This is a genomic window from Bacillus sp. es.036, assembly GCF_002563635.1.
Lineage (GTDB): Bacteria > Bacillota > Bacilli > Bacillales > Guptibacillaceae > Guptibacillus.
Window position 1 is genome coordinate 2,400,050 of the sequence record NZ_PDIZ01000001.1, and the last position, 16,847, is coordinate 2,416,896.

18 protein-coding genes are annotated in these 16,847 nt (G+C 39.8%); 5 read left to right on the forward strand and 13 right to left on the reverse strand.

What is annotated here, in order from left to right; translation table 11 throughout:
• Nucleotides 1-52 precede the first annotated feature (52 nt).
• The 4 genes from pulA to thpR all read right to left on the reverse strand — a co-directional run bounded on the left by pulA (nt 53) and on the right by thpR (nt 3,884).
• Nucleotides 53-2,194, reverse strand: a complete 2,142-nt coding sequence (pulA, locus tag ATG70_RS12295) for a type I pullulanase (protein ID WP_098444587.1) — start codon at nt 2,192-2,194, stop codon at nt 53-55.
• 94 nt (nt 2,195-2,288) lie between these two features.
• Nucleotides 2,289-2,975, reverse strand: a complete 687-nt coding sequence (locus ATG70_RS12300; RefSeq protein ID WP_098444588.1) for an LrgB family protein — start codon at nt 2,973-2,975, stop codon at nt 2,289-2,291.
• Nucleotides 2,972-3,352: a CidA/LrgA family protein gene (locus tag ATG70_RS12305; RefSeq protein WP_179886260.1), complete on the reverse strand. Its 381-nt coding sequence runs from the start codon at nt 3,350-3,352 to the stop codon at nt 2,972-2,974. Before ATG70_RS12305 ends, ATG70_RS12300 begins: the two co-directional genes overlap by 4 nt.
• Nucleotides 3,336-3,884: an RNA 2',3'-cyclic phosphodiesterase gene (gene thpR / locus ATG70_RS12310; RefSeq protein ID WP_098444590.1), complete on the reverse strand. Its 549-nt coding sequence runs from the start codon at nt 3,882-3,884 to the stop codon at nt 3,336-3,338. The genes ATG70_RS12305 and thpR overlap by 17 nt, the downstream gene beginning before the upstream one ends.
• A 222-nt stretch (nt 3,885-4,106) precedes the next feature.
• On the opposite strand from thpR, the gene cysK reads away from it, so the two are divergent.
• A complete protein-coding gene (gene cysK / locus ATG70_RS12315) occupies nt 4,107-5,036 on the forward strand; it encodes a cysteine synthase A (protein ID WP_098444591.1) in 930 nt (309 codons plus the stop codon).
• A 73-nt stretch (nt 5,037-5,109) separates the two neighbouring features.
• On the opposite strand, the gene pepV is transcribed toward cysK, so the two are convergent.
• Together pepV and ATG70_RS12325 are read right to left on the reverse strand one after the other, a co-directional pair.
• Nucleotides 5,110-6,519, reverse strand: coding sequence for a dipeptidase PepV (gene pepV / locus ATG70_RS12320; RefSeq protein WP_098444592.1), 1,410 nt, complete (start codon nt 6,517-6,519; stop codon nt 5,110-5,112).
• A 1-nt stretch (nt 6,520) separates the two neighbouring features.
• Nucleotides 6,521-7,531, reverse strand: a complete 1,011-nt coding sequence (locus ATG70_RS12325) for a potassium channel family protein (RefSeq protein ID WP_306472705.1) — start codon at nt 7,529-7,531, stop codon at nt 6,521-6,523.
• A 411-nt stretch (nt 7,532-7,942) separates the two neighbouring features.
• Between ATG70_RS12325 and ATG70_RS12330 the strand changes: the two genes are divergently transcribed.
• The gene (locus ATG70_RS12330; protein WP_098444594.1) at nt 7,943-8,182 is read left to right on the forward strand and encodes a DeoR family transcriptional regulator; all 240 of its coding nucleotides are present in this window, start codon (nt 7,943-7,945) and stop codon (nt 8,180-8,182) included.
• Between the two features lie 124 nt (nt 8,183-8,306).
• Here the strand turns inward: ATG70_RS12330 and ATG70_RS12335 are convergent, their stop codons facing one another.
• Nucleotides 8,307-8,918: a PRC-barrel domain-containing protein gene (locus ATG70_RS12335; protein ID WP_098444595.1), complete on the reverse strand. Its 612-nt coding sequence runs from the start codon at nt 8,916-8,918 to the stop codon at nt 8,307-8,309.
• 68 nt (nt 8,919-8,986) lie between these two features.
• Nucleotides 8,987-9,691, reverse strand: a complete 705-nt coding sequence (locus ATG70_RS12340) for a pseudouridine synthase (protein WP_098444596.1) — start codon at nt 9,689-9,691, stop codon at nt 8,987-8,989.
• 116 nt (nt 9,692-9,807) lie between these two features.
• On the opposite strand from ATG70_RS12340, the gene ATG70_RS12345 reads away from it, so the two are divergent.
• Complete coding sequence (locus tag ATG70_RS12345; RefSeq protein ID WP_098444597.1) at nt 9,808-10,233, forward strand: DUF6884 domain-containing protein; 426 nt, start codon at nt 9,808-9,810, stop codon at nt 10,231-10,233.
• 75 nt (nt 10,234-10,308) lie between these two features.
• Nucleotides 10,309-10,524 (forward strand): hypothetical protein, encoded by a 216-nt coding sequence (locus ATG70_RS22675; RefSeq protein ID WP_098444598.1) that lies wholly within the window; start codon nt 10,309-10,311, stop codon nt 10,522-10,524.
• Between the two features lie 54 nt (nt 10,525-10,578).
• Here ATG70_RS22675 and ATG70_RS12355 read toward each other — a convergent pair whose 3' ends face one another.
• Nucleotides 10,579-12,216, reverse strand: coding sequence for a putative polysaccharide biosynthesis protein (locus ATG70_RS12355; protein ID WP_098444599.1), 1,638 nt, complete (start codon nt 12,214-12,216; stop codon nt 10,579-10,581).
• A 194-nt stretch (nt 12,217-12,410) separates the two neighbouring features.
• Between ATG70_RS12355 and ATG70_RS12360 the strand changes: the two genes are divergently transcribed.
• Nucleotides 12,411-13,685: an NAD(P)/FAD-dependent oxidoreductase gene (locus tag ATG70_RS12360; RefSeq protein ID WP_098444600.1), complete on the forward strand. Its 1,275-nt coding sequence runs from the start codon at nt 12,411-12,413 to the stop codon at nt 13,683-13,685.
• Between the two features lie 66 nt (nt 13,686-13,751).
• Here ATG70_RS12360 and ATG70_RS12365 read toward each other — a convergent pair whose 3' ends face one another.
• The 4 genes from ATG70_RS12365 to ATG70_RS12380 all read right to left on the reverse strand — a co-directional run bounded on the left by ATG70_RS12365 (nt 13,752) and on the right by ATG70_RS12380 (nt 16,651).
• The gene (locus tag ATG70_RS12365; RefSeq protein WP_373560767.1) at nt 13,752-14,999 is read right to left on the reverse strand and encodes a DEAD/DEAH box helicase; all 1,248 of its coding nucleotides are present in this window, start codon (nt 14,997-14,999) and stop codon (nt 13,752-13,754) included.
• Nucleotides 15,000-15,177: 178 nt separating this feature from the next.
• The gene (locus ATG70_RS22935; protein ID WP_098444602.1) at nt 15,178-15,789 is read right to left on the reverse strand and encodes a lytic transglycosylase domain-containing protein; all 612 of its coding nucleotides are present in this window, start codon (nt 15,787-15,789) and stop codon (nt 15,178-15,180) included.
• 186 nt (nt 15,790-15,975) lie between these two features.
• Nucleotides 15,976-16,317, reverse strand: coding sequence for a rhodanese-like domain-containing protein (locus ATG70_RS12375; RefSeq protein ID WP_098444603.1), 342 nt, complete (start codon nt 16,315-16,317; stop codon nt 15,976-15,978).
• 25 nt (nt 16,318-16,342) lie between these two features.
• Nucleotides 16,343-16,651: a rhodanese-like domain-containing protein gene (locus ATG70_RS12380; RefSeq protein ID WP_098444604.1), complete on the reverse strand. Its 309-nt coding sequence runs from the start codon at nt 16,649-16,651 to the stop codon at nt 16,343-16,345.
• Nucleotides 16,652-16,847 lie beyond the last annotated feature (196 nt).

Consider the following 16,847-nt stretch of genomic DNA (forward strand, 5'->3'; position numbering starts at 1 on the left):
AAACCGTCTACGAATAAAAAATTATAACACACGTTGACGAAATCTTCATGTGTTAATCATTTGTTATTAAAATAATTGTGTTAAATGGCGCTACTGAGAGCAATTTATCTGATGTTTTTCTAATCGGTTCAACGCTTGCTACTTCACCATCGGCAAGAATCCATTTCTCACCATCACCGATATCGATAATATCGTCATGGAAGCCGCCGTTATGAATGACGACAATGGATTCAGACGAGTGCTGTTGATGAATGCGATAAGCAAGAATTGGACCTGGAGAATCGATAAAGGAAATCCGATTCATCTCATGTCGTTCAGCCATTCGAAAAGCATCAAAATGTTTTCTAATTGAAATTAACCCTCGAATATACTTGACGTTTGCTTGAACAGCTCTCATTCTTTGCCAATCAAAGCGATTAATTTTATCAGGAGATTTATAGCTATCTTCTACTCCATTTTTTGTACGGAAAAATTCCTGTCCCGCATGAATGAATGGGATCCCCTGCGAAAGAATGGTGATCGCCGTCGCGAGACGATGCATACGCTGTTTAACATCCTCACTCACTCCTGGATGACTCCGATTCAAGCGATCCCAAAGCGTATGGTTATCGTGACATTCTACATAATTAATGGACTGAGATGCTGTAATGAATTTATCCTCAACACTCCCCATTATACACTTCTTTACCTCTTCTTTAACTGAAAAGTTTCCATTTGCAAAGCCAGTGGAGCGTGTATCAAATAACTTTCCTTTAACAGAATCACGGAAATGGTCGTTAAAATAGCCTATTCTAGGGGTTTCTCGAGCATTGCCACTCATTGCTTTTCGATGGTCAGGTAGAATGGTGTTCATATGCCAGCCTTCACCAAACACAAGAATCGTTGGATCTATGCAATCAAGGGCATAGCGTACTTCGTTCATCGTTTCTTTATCATGAATTCCCATTAAGTCGAAGCGAAAGCCATCAATGCCATATTCTTTTGCCCAGTAAACAACCGAATCGACAATTAATTTCCTCATCATTCTTCTTTCAGAAGCTGTATCGTTTCCTACCCCCGTTCCATTCGAAGGTTTTCCACCATGATCAAACCGAAAATAGTAACCAGGTACAACCTTTTCTAATGGAGAAGCATGAAGTTGATAGACGTGATTAAACACGACGTCCATAATGACCCTTAAACCTTTTTCATGAAGCTTCTGAATCATTTCCTTCACTTCTCGAATACGCGTATACGGTTCATGAGAGTTTAGTGAATAGCTACCTTCTGGAACAAAATAATGAATTGGATCATATCCCCAATTATAGGATGGAGGGACTTTCATTTCATCAACACTACCGAAATCCTGAATAGGAAGAAGTTCAACGTGCGTAACCCCGAGCCATTTTATATAGTTAATCCCTGCTGGAATGCCATCTTTATCAGGCGGTTCTTCTGTAAATGCCTTATACTTCCCTCTATTTTTCAATCCACTTTTGGCTTGAACACTAAAGTCTCTAACGTGTAATTCGTATATGATCGCGTCAGAAGGCTTCGCAAAAGAAGGTTTACTGAAAGGGTTCCAGCCCTCTGGATTCGTATGGGAAGGATTGATCACCATTCCAAATTTGCAGTTTGAAGTAGCTGCTCTTGCATAGGGATCAATCGTTTCTCGACATTCACCATTAACATTCACACTGTAAGTATAGAGTGCCCCTTCTGAAACCTCAGCTGATGATCCTTCAAACACACCACGCTCTTGCTTCAACATCGGCAACTCTTTTATCTTTTGGAACGTATCATTATAGATGTTAACGATAACTTCGGTTGCTGTTGGTGCCCAAACTCGAAACACCGTCCCATTTTCAGTTAATAGGGCTCCTAATTCACCATCATAATAATAGCGGTCATCAAACATATCTGTTCTGACAACTTTTCCTGTAAAAACAAGACTGGTCTCACCACTTGAATGAATGAGGTAGTAATTATTCCCCGGCATGTACTCTCGATCGACTTGTAATGAAATTAATCTCTTCTTACCCATTTTTGAGTTTTCTTTTATTTCAAACGGAATGTCTAAATGGCCATCAGTAAGGGTGTAGGCATCCTTAACATCTAACGAGATATTAGCCATTACCGTAATGGTATGAAAGTCATCCCAATATGCTGTAAAAGCCTGGCTCACTTTTTTGTATGCAGAATAATCTCGTATCATATGAATCCCATCCTTTGCGGAGATGCTTACAACCTTTTTCCATTACCTATCTTATTTTCAAAAATTCATTTTGACATTTGTTTCATAAAAAAATTCAAGAAATCCATTTTAATAAAAGCGGTCCAAGGAGCGAAACGCATAGGGCACATAAACTTAAACCTATTGAACTTATTGCAGCTTCTCGCTCGCCATATTCGAGTGCCTTTGCTGTACCTATCGCATGTGATGCACCGCCGAAAGCCATACCGATTCCAAGAAAATTTGATATGCCCAGAAGTTGGAATAACCAAGGACCAGTTACTGCTCCACCTATTCCTGCAATCATTACGAATATAACGGCAAATGCTGGTTCTCCACCAGTCATACTAGCTACTTCCATCGCTACAGGAGTGGTTACATTTTTAGAAATAATTGTCGACACAATCATTTCGTTGTATCCGCTCACGACCGCTAACCAATATCCAGACAATATCCCTAGAAGACTTGCTGTTAAAACCGTTGCAAAAATTTCAACTTTAAACTTATTTAATAATTTTCTCTGCTTATATAGAGGAAAAGCAAGTGCGACGATAGCAGGACCTAGCAACGCGTCGATCCATTGACCTCCACTGAAATAAGTGTCATACGAAACATCAAATGACGTTAAAACCACTACCAGAACCACCGTACACGTTAATACAGGAATCATAAAAGGGTACGGTAATAACTGATAGAGTCGGCGGAAAACAACGTATAACAATAAAGTGACAAGTAGCCAAAAAAACATTTGCAGTAGCATCATCTATCCCACTCCTTTCGATTAGCAAGAAACTGACCAAGTAGCCCCGTCGCCCCCATGACGATCCACGTACTGACGAGAACGATTGGAACTAACCAGAGACTCTTCCCGCTAAAGAAGTCGAGATGTTGCATGATACCGACTGTGACTGGTACAAATAATAACGGTAAATGATTTAATAATGCGGATGCCCCGTGGGAAATCCATCGAATCGGAATCCATTTAAGATAAAGCCCGATTAGAAGAATTAGCATCCCTACGACACTCCCGGGAACAGGGAGTGCTAATGTTGTTTGAAGATAGCCCCCCACAAGATAAAACCCAAACAAAAAACCAATTTGTAATGAAATGATTAGGTATTTATTAATTCGCGAACTCATAAGTCGCAACACCTTTATACCTTGGGGTTTCATCGGGTGCTACTCGATATAACTTCACACTCGATACTTCCTGACTTTCACGTTTAAGTGTTGGCCAATTTGGTTTTATTTCTTTAGTAGGGTCATACCATTTCTTTGCAAGCGTCACGTGTGGGGAGTATTCCCTTTCTTTAAGTGAAAATCCTGCAAATTGACACAATTGGATTACTTCTTGATGGAGCTTTTCCAATTGGTTTGTGCGTATCACATCTGCATAAAGTACACGGGGTCTACTTTCGGAACCAAAATAATGTAACCCTTCCACTTCTAAATTAAAAGGTTGCATGACCTTTGCTACCCTCTGTAAACCTTCATGTAAATCTGACAGCTGCCTTGCATCCGCTCCGCCTAAAAAAGCCACCGTAATATGAAAATCTTCAGGATAAACAATATGCTTAAAAAATCCTAAATGAGTCTTCATTTGAATCTCTTGAAGTGTCTTTCTAAGATGTGGTTGGATGGGGAGGGCAATAAAGTAGTGAGTATTCAACATGTCCACTCCTTCTATCCTTTTTCTATTCTATCAAACAATCTGAATAATCTTTTATTTTTTTTTACTCATAAGCTTGATTTTATTACGAAAGATTTATCTTTTGCTATAATGGGGAACAGTATTAGAAAATATCGTTTAACGGGAGTGATCATCTCCTCACTTTCTATACTGACCAATAAATATGAAAATGACCCTTAACTTGTATGAAAAGGATGTGCTTACATGATCTATGAAAATATGGCCGATCTTATTGGAGATACGCCTCTACTCAAATTAAATCGAGTCCCGAATCCAAATGGCGCAAAAATATACGCAAAGCTGGAATACTTTAACCCAAGTCGGAGCGTAAAGGATCGCGCAGCGTATAATATGATTGTTAAAGCAGAAGAAGACGGCTTACTTAAAGCAGGCTCCACAATTATTGAGCCAACTTCGGGCAACACCGGCATTGGACTTGCCATGAACGCCGCGGCTAAAGGGTATCCTGCTATTATTGTCATGCCTGATAACGCAACACAAGAACGCATTAAACTTCTTAAAGCATACGGTGCAAAAGTTGTTCTCACGCCATCTTCTGAGAAAATGCCTGGTGCAATTAACAAAGCGAAAGAAATTGCCGAAACCATTAAAGATAGCTTTATCCCAATGCAATTCGAAAATGCTGCAAATCCAGATGCCCATCGTACTTCAACAGCACTTGAAATTGTAGAAGCAATGAAGGAACTCGGCGTCACCCCTGCTGCCTTCGTTTCAACAGCCGGAACGGGCGGAACTGTTACAGGGACAGGTGAAGTCTTAAAAGAACATTTCCCCGATCTTACCGTGCACGTGGTTGAACCTGAGGGATCACCCGTTTTATCTGGCGGTAAACCTGGAAAACATAAGCTCGTAGGAACAAGCCCTGGATTCATACCTGATATCCTGAACACCTCGGTCTATGATGATATTATCAAAATTACTGATGAGCAAGCCTATGAAGTGACACGTAAATTAGCTAGGGAAGAGGGATTACTTGTTGGTCCATCTTCAGGAGCTGCAGTCTATGCGGCGATGCAAGTTGCTGAGCGTTTATCACCGAACCAGGTTGTTGTTACAATGACATGTGATTCTGGCGAACGTTATTTATCAAGTGATTTATTCAGTTCTCTATAGAATTTCCAAAAGACAGTACATTTGAATAGTAACTAGTCAGCGCCATGCCGTTACCGGCATGGCGCTCATTCTATTATTTTGCGAGTTCATAAATCGCTTCAGCATAAATCGCTGCCGCTTTTAACAAATCCTCGATATCCACATATTCATCTTTTTGATGTGCTAATTGAGGCTTTCCTTCAAAAAGAGCTCCAAATGCTACTCCCGCATTTAGAGAGCGGGCATACGTTCCTCCACCTATCGATAGAAGCTTAGCTTCTTTGCCGGTTTGTTTTTCATAAACGTGTTGAAGCTTCTGAATAAGCTCATGATCTTGTGGCACATGATGCGGTGTCATGTGATCAATCACTTTCATCTCCACTGACATTGGACCGGTTACCTTTTCAAACGTTTGTTTCACATGATCAAACTGACACGTTACTGGATACCGAAGATTAATGCCAATTCGTCCGTGTTGGCTCGCTTGATACTCGAAAGTACCTGCATTCATCGTCAGTGACCCTGTAATATTATCTTTGAAAGAGACCCCAAGGCGCTCCCCAGTAAAATCATCCTGTAACCATTTGGTGATAAAGTTAATGTAGGCAGCTCCGTTTTGATCAAGGGACAGACCTTCCAAAAATTCCGCTAAACGAAACGCTGCGTTGACACCTTCATGAGGGGCAGATCCATGAACGGATACGCCGTGTATTTCCAGCGTTAATTGCTTATCGAGCGTCGCTTTTCCTTTAAGGTTTTTATCATTTAAAAATAGCTCAAATTCCTTTTTAACGTCAAGCAATTGGTCTTCACTACTCTGACATTTTGCTATTGCATGATCTGGAACCATATTCAAACGCTGTCCAGAACGAAAAGAGCAAAGAACGAACGTTTCCTTCTTTTCTTCATTAATAGGAAAAATCCATTCAAAGTCAGCAATCCCTTTTTCAGCGTGAATAATCGGGAAGACCGCATCAGGTGCAAAGCCCATTGTTGGCATTTCTTCATGGTTAAAATAGGTATCGACACATCGCCAAGAGCTTTCTTCATCTGTACCAACGATCATTCGAACTCGCTTTGAAAGCGCTGGATAAAGTTCCTTGACGATATTCATTGCCCAGTAAGCCGCAATTGTCGGTCCCTTGTCATCAATCGCTCCTCTTGCATAGACCTTTCCTTCTCGAACATCAGGAGTAAACGGAGGGGTTGTCCAATCATTCCCCGCCGGCACAACATCAACGTGGCACAAAATACCAATTATATCTTCACCCTGTCCAAATTCTAAATGTCCTGCAACCTGTTCGACATTCTTTGTTTGAAAACCATCACGCTTCCCTAGATTAAGCATATAATCAAGCGCCTTTTTCACTTCATAACCGAAGGGAGCATCCTCTGTACGATTCTCTTCATCTAAAACACTCTCAATTTTTAATAGACCTTCTAAGTCATTCATTAACGAGTGTTTTCGACTAAGCACTTCTTCCTTCCAATTTACATCATTCAATTTATTTCACCCCTTTTATTCTTTCATATACTTCGTGATCACAAATGACAAAGAGTTTTGCCCTCTCCGGAATCGACTCATCCAGTCGTCGATTAATATCCATCCGCTCTCCATCAGCTATAAGCGTAGCTCCTTGTTGCAGTAGACTCTGAAACGCATCCCCATATGTAACCCACTCTTGCTGTACACCGATTTCATATAAGTTATCACCATGCCCCCTACTTAACAGCTGCGAGTAGACACCTGATATTCCCTTAGTAAAAGCGGATCGAACAGCCATGCGAGATACAGCTTCATGTGAAAGAACGAACTCATCAACCTGAACATGTGTAAAGTTCTTTATATGCTCCTCCTTCATTACTTCAACCGTTGTATGAATATCGGTTGAAAGTCGTTCAATTGAGCTAGCAATGATGAGTGACTTTCCATCAGCGAGAAGAGCATCATGTATCGTATCATCCGAAAAGATAAGAACTGCTTTCGCATTCATAATATCAGCTTTGTTAAGCGTGGCTTCTTCTGCAGCATCACCTTGTATATAATGAATATTCTCTTCGATTAATGGAGCTTTTGTTAACTTGTCAATAATGACAATCTCGCATTGATCAGAATCCATAATTTCCGAAACCGCATATGCAGCTTTTTGCGACCATCCAATAATGACGATATGATCGTTTCCTTGATAGGGCATTTTCCCTTCCTCCTTTCGCTTTTTAATCTCTGAAAAGCCATCAACAAACTTTCCAATAACAACTCCAATTAATCCAATACCGACAATATAGAGAAACATCGCATACATTCTTCCAGCAATCGTGGTCGGGAAGTAATCTCCATATCCTACTGTCGTTACAGTTGTCATCACCCACCAGAGTGAATCGAATAGAGATGGAAACGTCTCTGGTTCAATGAGCCGCATGATCACTGTACTAACGACAACTAGGATGAAAGCGACAGCTAGCATAAAACGATTGTTTAATTTAATGGCATTTTTTAGAAAAATACGAAATAACAAATGAATCTCCCTCCTCTCTTAGTATTCGTACTTTAAGAATAGCAAAGGAATGTTCGTTAAGGAAGATTAAGCCAAACGAAATGAAATTTTTTGCCGAAATAACAGAATTATTGTAAAATAAACTTTAAAGAGGGGGTGTAAGTTGGCCCAAAAGAGGGAAATGGCAGTAGGAGTGGAATTAAATAATAATGCCAATCAATCGCTTATCTTATGAAAGTGGTACGACCTATTCGTCAATACACCAAGTTGGGAAACCCAACACATCCAGAAATCACTTCCAGTCTTAATCGGAGCAAATAGCCAAACTTTCATGAAAAATCGAAGGAATATGTAGAAATTAAGTATATCTTAACGTTTCCTTCATATGGTTTTAATAGTTACGTTTTATGCTAGGGATAAGGCATTGATTACATGTTAGGGAGTGGTTCTTTGAGTATTACTTCAACTGATCGTATGATGACCCGTATCAAGTCCATCTATTTATTTATTAGCAAGCATGGTACTGTCAGCACAAATGAGTTAGTTGAAGAGTTTGGGATTACCCAGCGAACAGTTCAAAGAGATTTAAATGTACTGGCCTACAATGAATTAGTCAAAAGCCCAAACCGAGGATTCTGGACAATAACAAGCAAGAGAGTTAAAGTTGGATAAGGTAGATAATAAGCTACACTTGGCTTTTCGTCGATCCAATCTGACGAAAGCCTTTATTTAGTTTGAAAGCATTGCTTTTTAAACTCATTAGAAAAGCCCTGCATCAATGCAGGGCTTTTCTATATCACGCTTTTTTTATTGTATGATGATAGTCTGTAGGGACAATAATTTTACCGTGCTGATACTTTACTGCTTCGTCCAATTTTAAAAAGGGTTGATCGCTTGAAAGAAAATCGGATAAAAAGCCTTCTGAAAGCTCAAATCCCTCGACCCTGCCGCTTTTGTCAATGACAATTTCCTTCACCTTGCCAAGCTCTTCTCCGCTTTCTGTTAAAATTTCAGCTTTATTTAACGATTTATTAGAACATTGATCAGCTAAAACCGTCGCTTGAATTTCATCCTGACTTTCACGAAGCAAATAGCCATCATTTTGCCAGGATAACTGACTAAATGAAACAATCATTGTTTCATTTGCATCTCGTTCTTTACGATCATCGTCTGTTACTGGATAATTATCAGGCGTGAATTGTCCTCCTGACGCTTGAATAGAGTGAAGCATTTCATCTGCGTGATGATCAGGAACGGCATCTTTCTCATTGGAGATCTCTTTTTTCTCAACCTCAACATATGTTGCTTGCCGAAGCGTCTGATCAAAGTAAACTTGTTTCACAACCAATTCAGCAGATGATTCATTTTTCAACTTATGATCTTGAATTTCTTTTCCAACCTTAATCATGAAAAATCCTCTCCTTCACAACTGACTACTCATGCTATTCCCCAAGTCAGTCGTAAAGAAACAAACCATTACTTTTGTAGAATGGTTACCTCTTCCTCAGTTAACTCTCTGTATTCCCCAGGTTCCAAGTCACCATCAAGATGAATATCTCCCATCTGAATGCGCTGTAAATAAACGACTTTCTTGCCTACCGCTTCAAACATTCGCTTTACTTGATGGAATTTCCCTTCATGAATTGTAAGCTCAATTTCGGATTCCTCAGCAGCACTTAAAATCGTTAACTCTCCAGGCTTTGTTACATATCCATCATCAAGCGTGACGCCTTTTTCAAAAGCCCGAATATCTTTTTCTGATACAACACCGCTAATTTTAGCATAATAAGTTTTCGGAACATGATGTTTTGGTGATGTTAAATGATGAGCTAGCTTACCATCATTCGTGATGATTAATAATCCTTCTGTATCTTTATCTAATCGTCCTACTGGAAATGGTTCGAAAACCTGATCCTCAGGAATGAGTATGTCAATGACAGTTTCTTCTTCATCTTCCGTTGCTGATATAACCCCAGCCGGTTTGTTCATCATAAGGTAAATGAATTCTCGATATTCTACGGTTTCTTCATAAACTGTTACGTGATTTTCTTCAGGATCGATATGTTGCTTCGCATCCTTAATCACCTCTTCATCAACACGAACCACGCCTGTTTTCAAAAGTTTTTTCACTTCTTTCCTTGTGCCGTAGCCCATATTTGCTAATAATTTATCTAAACGCATTTCAACCTCTCCTTTTCCATATTTTTTCCACTATTTATTTGTTTTTTTAGCATACTTTTTGGTTCGTAAGGGTATGTAAACGATAAATGCCAAAATGCACGTTTGGAGTGAATCGAATGACTGTGAAAGTTGGACTTTTAGCAACAGCACGCAAGAAAAGTAATAAGTCTGCACCTGTGACGGAATTTTACCAAAGTCCTTTATTTCAAAAAACGTTAGAATACGCATCTCAACATTATGACCGCATGTATTTCTATAATGCCAAAGATGGACTTTTATTACCAGAAGACATCATGGACCCCTATGACGTCTCAATTAAAACATTTTCCCATCATCAACGAGAAGAATGGGCTCAAAAAGTAATTGAGCAATTCTCTCAACATGAGACTTCTACGGATATTCTCGTGTGTTTACACGGTGGCTCAGTTTATCGAAAACACCTTGAGCCTCAGCTTAACCGATTCAACTATGTGTATGAAGTGCCTTTAAAAGGACTTGGAATCGGAGAGCAACTCAGTTGGTATCAGAAAAACTCAGTATAACACGGGTCACATGCCCAGCAACACTGCCCAGCCTTTACATACACTATCAAGTACCTACAAAAGGAGGCGTTGTGTATGTATGATTATGATCGGCAGCAAGGGCAGCAGTTTCAAATGTATCCTGGCTTTCCAGGATACCCAGGACAGCCCGGGTATCCCGGCCAACCAGGATATCCTGGAAATATTGAACAACAGCTCAGACAAATTGAGCGCCAGCTACGACGACAAGATCGAAGAATTACAAGAATTGAGAGACAGATCGGGATTCGTGATGAGGACTACGGCTATTAGCCTTCTCAATTATTCCACTTATAAAAAATGAAGGCCTCAGGAGGCCTTCATTTTTTAACGTCTTTTTAGAAATGAGAATCGTTCACCTAAAATTAATCCCGCTAGATTGGAACGATACGATAGCCATAGAAATACAATTCCTCCCACCGTAACGCCAATTAGTAAATTGATGATCGAATACAACATGCTTCCGCCTTCACTTGTTGAAAGGTATAAATCAGGCATAACCGATTCTAATGGAAGAATGGCTAGTTTGGAAGCAACCGCCATAATCACTACGAAAATTCCAATTAGGAGTAACCTTCTTGAGAGGAATCCAAACTCGTAATCTGTATATTTCTTAATCACAGCGATTATAATGATAACCGACGTTAGTAAACCAATATTTGTAGCAAGAATAGATCCTTTCCCCTCAAACATTGTGACAAAGGGATAAGTTAGTCCAGCTTTAAGTACAAGACCAGCGAGTAAACTATAAACGGCAAACTTCTGTTTATTAATTCCCTGTAAAATCGCAGCTGTTACAGAAAAGAGGGCAAATAATATAGCCGTTGGGGCATACCACATTAATAACCAGCTACCAAGATCTTGATTTACCGTTGGATAAAGAACTCTAAATATCGGTTCAGATAAAACGGCTAACCCTATTGCAGCGGGAGTCGTCAAGAATAATAAAATTTGGAACGTTTGCGTTAGCTGATTTTGCAATGATCCTTCACGATTCGCTGTAAATGATTTCGTAATAGCTGGGATAATCGTCATTGAAAGAGCAGTAGCAAGCGATACTGGGATCATAATCAACTTATGAGCAAGTCCCGTGATAATCGCAAACACTTCTTCATAGGCAGGTTTATCGTAACCAATACTCTTCAATGCTGGATTAATGAGCAACGTATCAATTTGCAAATATAAAGGAATCGCCAAACCGACTACAACAAACGGAAGAGCATACGTAATGATTTCTTTATACATATCTTTTAAGGATACATCATGATCCACCGTACTTTCAGCAAGGTGACGATCTAACGTTGGCTTTCGCTTTCTGTAATACCAGAAAACTACAAGCAATCCCCCAACCGCCCCAACAAATGCACCAAAAGTGGCGAAAGTAGCGGCCGTTGCTTCATCCCCGTCCATAAATTTAATAATAATAACACTGGAAACTAGGATAAATACAATACGGAAAATTTGTTCAACGACTTGTGAAACAGCTGTTGGTCCCATCGATTGTAGACCTTGGAAAAAACCGCGCGTTAGACTCATGATCGGCACAATTAATAGCGCCATACTCACGACCCTTATAACTAATGTTACATCGGCAATTGTATTCCCTTCTTTCCCCTCATCAATGACAATACGAGCAATTGGTTCTGCCAAAAGGAAAAGGGCAAGAAATGCTACAAATCCAGTAAGCGTCATTAAAAGAAGTCCTGACTTAAAAAGTCTTCGTCCCGTTCGGTAATCTCCAAGCGTGTGATATTTTGAAACAAACTTCGAGACTGCAAGCGGAATTCCCACCGTGGACAGGCTTAGCATTATCGTATATGGAGTATAAGCATATTGATAAAGGGCTACACCCTGCGTACCAACAAGAGCTGTAAAAGGAAACATATAAATCATACCAATTATTCTAGAAAAAAGGGTAGCTGCTGATAACAGCATCGTCCCTCTAATCACATTTGAATCAGACATTTCTCCATCTCCTACTTCTAACCATTCAACTAGATCCATTCGTCATCTATCAACAATTTTCAACAGTTCTTTAAATACACTTCTCCATTTTAAGCTATTTAGCTAGTAACAACAAATATAAATTTTTGTGAAACTTTATTAAGGGGAGTGAATTATGGTATGTTTGAGTGTAGCAAAATGAGAGAGGTGTAAGTATGAACTATGATGTCATTGTGATTGGCGGAGGTCCGTCCGGACTCATGGCGTCTGTATCAGCGGCTGAACATGGAGCAAAAGTGCTTCTCGTTGATAAAGGGAATAAGCTTGGACGAAAGCTAGCGATTTCTGGAGGCGGTCGTTGTAACGTAACAAACCGACTTCCACTTGATGAACTAATCAAATTCATTCCAGGAAACGGAAAATTCTTATACAGCGCATTTAACATTTTTGATAATGAAGACATTATCACATTCTTTGAAGACCTTGGCATTAAATTAAAAGAAGAAGATCATGGCAGAATGTTCCCCGTCACTGATGATGCAAAGTCTGTTGTAAATGCACTACTAGATAAAGTACGACACTTAAATGTGACAATACAAGTCAATACCCCCGTTGAGAAAGTTCTTTATGAAGACGGGGCCGTTTCAGGTATAAGACTTAAAACCAAAGAAGACATTCACTCATCGAACGTGGTTATTGCAGTTGGAGGGAAATCTGTCCCTCATACGGGTTCAACCGGAGATGGATATGCATGGGCGGAAGAAGGTGGTCATACGATCACAGATCTATACCCAACTGAAGTTCCCCTTACTTCTAGTGAAGCTTTTATTAAAAACAAGGAACTTCAGGGATTATCACTTCGAGATGTTGCGCTATCTGTTCTTAACCCAAAGGGCAAGGTCATTAAAACACATCGATGGGACATGATTTTTACACATATTGGACTTTCTGGCCCCGCCGTTCTTCGTTGCAGTCAATACGTTGTGAAAGCAATGAAAAAATTCAATGCGCAATACATTCCCCTGCAAATTGATGCCGTACCTGATCAAAACGAAGAACAATTGTTTCGCGAGCATATGAAGCTCGCAAAAGAAGAGCCTAAAAAAGCAATCAAAAACATCTGGAAAAGCAAAGTACCAGAACGATACATGCTCTTCTTATTTACTAAAGCAGACATATCACCTGAAACGACGTATGCTCACTTATCGAAGGAAAAAGTGCGTGAATACGTACGTTTATTAAAGCAATTCCAAGTGGCGATCGATGGTACCCTTCCAATTGATAAAGCCTTCGTAACAGGTGGGGGCGTATCTCTAAAAGAAATACATCCGAAAGAAATGGCTTCAAAATTCACCACAGGTCTTTACTTTTGTGGAGAAGTACTCGACATTCACGGGTATACCGGGGGCTATAACATCACTTCTGCCTTTGTAACAGGGTATACAGCAGGTAAATGCGCTGCTGAAAGAAGAACAACTTCTGCTATTTAAGTTGAGCATGATTCACTTGCCTAAAGAAAGAGAGGGATCGTCCATAGGACGATCCCTCTCTTTCTTTTATCGTTTGTTTCGGTTTCTTCCGCTATTTCGATTGCGATTGTTCGAAGAACCAGTCTTACGAGAAGAATGGCTGGATCTACTTCTTTGATCATTTCTTCTTTCATCATTACGCTCTTCACCATCAGGTAGTGCACCTTCAACGGTTTTTCTGGCAAGTTTCTTACCGATACCTTTTTCAATCATTTGAATAAATGATTGATCCTTGGCAGCTATAAACGTATACGATGCACCATCTCCACCAGCACGCCCCGTTCGACCAATCCGGTGGATATAACTTTCTGTATCTTGAGGAATGTCATAGTTGAAAACGTGCGTTACGCCTTCAATATCAAGCCCTCGTGCTGCCACATCTGTGGCAACAAGAAGCTGAATTTTCGCATCACGGAATCGTTTGATGACACTTTCACGCTTCGACTGAGATAAATCACCATGAAGCTCATCGGATAAATATCCTTTTGCTTTCAAATCACCATTTAATTTACTAACCCTTCGCTTCGTACGACAGAAAATAATTCCTAGGAACGGACGCACTTCGTCAATTGTTTCAGTAAGTGAGCCAAATTTTCTTCGGTCTGTTGTTTCAATCACAAATTGTTCAATTTCTTCAACGGTTTTGCCTTTCTCTTTCCCCCTAATTTTCTCAGGGGAGCGCATAAAACGCTTGGCAAGCTGTTTAATATCGCTCGACATAGTTGCTGAGAATAGGGCGGTTAGGCGGCTTTCAGGCGTTTCATTTATAATATCTTCTACTTCTCTAAGAAAACCTATATGAAGCATTTGATCGGCTTCATCTAACACCAGATAAGAAGTATGAGATAAATCGATAGTTTCTCTTCGTACGTGATCTAACAGGCGTCCAGGCGTTGCAACAACAATGTGTACTTGTTTATTAAGATGCTTGATCTGTCTTTCAACATCCTGACCACCATAAACAGCTAGAACATTGACGTCATCTCGCTCTTCAACTAACTTCATCAATTCTGAAGTAATCTGGATGGCAAGCTCACGAGTTGGAGTCACAATGAGAGCCTGTACCTCTGGTGCTTCTGTTTCTATTTTCTCAAGAATTGGCAGCAAGAAAGCGAATGTTTTTCCTGTACCCGTCTGAGCCTGCGCAATGACGTCTTTTCCCTGTAACATGACTGGAATCGTTTCTCTTTGAATGTCTGTTGGGGTATCGATGCCCTGAGCTTCAAGTTGCTTAATGAGACGTGAGTCCAGTCCCAATGTAGTAAATTCGTTCAAATTAGTCACCTCGTGTTTAGTATATCAATAATTTGTATCTTCTTTCAGACCTGCCCTTATTCTCTCGCTCCGAACATAACGAAGTCAAAAGAAATTCCATTATGAAATGAAACCTTAAAAAAAAGCTACCTCATTGACGACTGCTAAAGTGCGGTCGAGTGAGACAGCTTTAACTAATTTATGCTCGATAATTCCCCATTACTTTTGAAACATAATTTTGTGTTTCTTGAAACGGAGGTATTCCACCGTACCGATCCACATTTCCCGGTCCGGCATTATAAGCGGCTAGTGCAAGCTCAGTGTTTCCATTATATTTATTCATCATTTGTTTCATGTACTTTACGCCGCCTTCAATGTTTTGTCCAGGGTCAAAAGGATCTTTTACTCCTAATGAAGCGGCAGTAGCAGGCATTAATTGCATTAACCCCATAGCCCCAGCTCCGCTCACGCTATCTGACTTATAGCCTGATTCTTGTTTAATAATGGAATGAATGAGCTTAGGATCGACGTCATATTTCACCGATAATTCTTCTATATAGCCATCGATTTCAAGCGATGAAGACGAATAAGAAGGGTTAGACGAGATTGGAATTTGGGATGGCGCAGATAATTCCGCCGGGATTGAAGTAAGTGTTGATTCCGGATTGGTTTGTCCAGGATTCTCGTTAGAGAGAGCTTGTTCAAGCATATCAGTAAAGGAAAAGGTGGTCGTCTGCTTCACTGTATTTCCTATCTGCAATTGTTTAAGAGTCTGTAAGTCCATCATAGCACGTATTAGTTCTGCCTTCATTTCAACACCCCGGTCTAGTCTTTTCCATCATTATACCAGATTGAAGGCAGAAGTAGATTTCTTTCTTTAAGCAATCTATTTGGAACATGGGGAAAAAAGTGCTATGATTTATTAAACACATCAACTTACTTGGATTAACACTTCAGGAAAACGTCTTTTAGAGACCAACTCCAAAAGACGTTTTCATTACGAAACGGTCATGTAATAAATAGGTTGCTTGCGCTGTTTCATCAGGATCTTCACAGCGAGTCTTGCTGCTTTTCGATCCTCGGCAAGAACAATAATCTCTTTATCACACACTTCATTTTCTTTCGTCTGTCTTCCTAAATAAGAAAGCGGAATATTCTTTGCTTTTTCATAAGGCGTACGGTGCGAAAGAATATAATCTCTCACATCAATGAGACAGTACTTATCATCATCAAACCGATCTAAATGAATCGGCTTCATATAAGAATAAGGATAAACTACTCTCCATAATCCTAAAGTCAAGGCAGCCATTACTGCACCAGCCATTCCCCATATCGCCATTCAAACTCTCTCCTTTTTCGCAGGGTTATTTCAGTTTACCCTCCCATTTCATCATACCGCCAACCATATTTCTTACTTCATAACCAGCTTCTTGCATGTACTCGCAAGCACGCTCACTACGACGTCCAGAGCGACAAATCATAATATGCTCTTCTTCTTTGTTTATTTCATCAAGTCGTTCCGGAAGAGTACCAAGACGAATGTGCTTCGCTTCAGGGATCATACCTTCCTCTACTTCCTCGTCCTCACGTACATCAATTAACGAAACGTTCTTTCCATCATTGATTAGCTTTTCAACCTCTTCAGGTGTTACTGTCTTAATTTCATTACTCATAAAAAACATACCCCTTTCGTACAGTTCTCATATGATTTTTCGATTATATTCACTTTAACAAATTCAATCGTACATGATTTGTTTGTTCAATACAAGAAATCTATCTTCTTATCATCTTACTAATATTCTCAAATATAGGAAAAGGTTATGCAAAATGTTGTTTAATCATTTTCAGCAAAATTTTACATAGTTAAAA

Excerpts from the sequence above, each read along its gene's own strand:
- pulA (WP_098444587.1), bottom strand. The coding sequence starts at position 2,194 with ATGATACGAGATTATTCTGCATACAAAAAAGTGAGCCAGGCTTTTACA.
- ATG70_RS12300 (WP_098444588.1), bottom strand. The coding sequence starts at position 2,975 with ATGATGCTACTGCAAATGTTTTTTTGGCTACTTGTCACTTTATTGTTA.
- ATG70_RS12305 (WP_179886260.1), bottom strand. The coding sequence starts at position 3,352 with ATGAGTTCGCGAATTAATAAATACCTAATCATTTCATTACAAATTGGT.
- thpR (WP_098444590.1), bottom strand. The coding sequence starts at position 3,884 with ATGTTGAATACTCACTACTTTATTGCCCTCCCCATCCAACCACATCTT.
- cysK (WP_098444591.1), top strand. The coding sequence starts at position 4,107 with ATGATCTATGAAAATATGGCCGATCTTATTGGAGATACGCCTCTACTC.
- ATG70_RS12330 (WP_098444594.1), top strand. The coding sequence starts at position 7,943 with ATGTTAGGGAGTGGTTCTTTGAGTATTACTTCAACTGATCGTATGATG.
- ATG70_RS12335 (WP_098444595.1), bottom strand. The coding sequence starts at position 8,918 with ATGATTAAGGTTGGAAAAGAAATTCAAGATCATAAGTTGAAAAATGAA.
- ATG70_RS12340 (WP_098444596.1), bottom strand. The coding sequence starts at position 9,691 with ATGCGTTTAGATAAATTATTAGCAAATATGGGCTACGGCACAAGGAAA.
- ATG70_RS12345 (WP_098444597.1), top strand. The coding sequence starts at position 9,808 with ATGACTGTGAAAGTTGGACTTTTAGCAACAGCACGCAAGAAAAGTAAT.
- ATG70_RS22675 (WP_098444598.1), top strand. The coding sequence starts at position 10,309 with ATGTATGATTATGATCGGCAGCAAGGGCAGCAGTTTCAAATGTATCCT.
- ATG70_RS12355 (WP_098444599.1), bottom strand. The coding sequence starts at position 12,216 with ATGTCTGATTCAAATGTGATTAGAGGGACGATGCTGTTATCAGCAGCT.
- ATG70_RS12360 (WP_098444600.1), top strand. The coding sequence starts at position 12,411 with ATGAACTATGATGTCATTGTGATTGGCGGAGGTCCGTCCGGACTCATG.
- ATG70_RS22935 (WP_098444602.1), bottom strand. The coding sequence starts at position 15,789 with ATGAAGGCAGAACTAATACGTGCTATGATGGACTTACAGACTCTTAAA.
- ATG70_RS12375 (WP_098444603.1), bottom strand. The coding sequence starts at position 16,317 with ATGGCGATATGGGGAATGGCTGGTGCAGTAATGGCTGCCTTGACTTTA.
- ATG70_RS12380 (WP_098444604.1), bottom strand. The coding sequence starts at position 16,651 with ATGAGTAATGAAATTAAGACAGTAACACCTGAAGAGGTTGAAAAGCTA.